Consider the following 563-nt stretch of genomic DNA (forward strand, 5'->3'; position numbering starts at 1 on the left):
TTCCGCCGCTCCCGCAGGCCGATTTGGACGCCCGGGTCGCCCACCGCATGGAGCGGAGGAAGATCTTCGAGCGTGACGAGCCTCCGACCCACAAGGCCATCATTCACGAAGCTGCCTTGAGAATGCGGTTCGGCGGCCGGAAGGTCACCAGCGGGCAGCTCGAATATCTCCAAGAGCAGTGCGAGCACCCGAACATCACCGTGCGCGTAGTTCCCTTTGAGTCAGAGGGGTACGTCGGCGCAAGCCGAGCGATGCTCTACGCCGGAGGGCCCGTACCCAAGCTCGATACCGTGCAGGTCGAAACCGCACTCGGTGCCGCCTTCTTGGACGCGCAATCGCATCTCGACAGCTACCGCACCGCCTTCACTGCAGTCGAAGCCGCAGCGCTCAGCGACGCTGATTCCCGAGACTTCATTCACACCATCGCACAGGAAGCATGAAGGGCAGATCCGTGACCACACCCATCGCATGGCAGAAGTCGTCCTTCTCCGAGACGCATGGCGCATGCGTGGAGTTGGCCGCCGCCGACGGCGCGATACGTCTCCGGGAGAGCGACGACCCCC

General features: G+C 63.9%; 2 protein-coding genes. Both read left to right on the top strand.

The annotated features are described in order from the left end of the window. Nucleotides 1–440: DUF5753 domain-containing protein (locus CCN51_RS50940; RefSeq protein WP_245881878.1), on the top strand; the 440-nt coding region annotated here is incomplete at its 5' end. Next, nucleotides 437–563: DUF397 domain-containing protein (locus CCN51_RS50945; protein ID WP_143676214.1), on the top strand; the 127-nt coding region annotated here is incomplete at its 3' end. The genes CCN51_RS50940 and CCN51_RS50945, both read left to right, overlap by 4 nt.

It is taken from the genome of Streptomyces milbemycinicus (assembly GCF_002154605.1).
Classification (GTDB): Bacteria; Actinomycetota; Actinomycetes; order Streptomycetales; family Streptomycetaceae; genus Streptomyces; species Streptomyces milbemycinicus.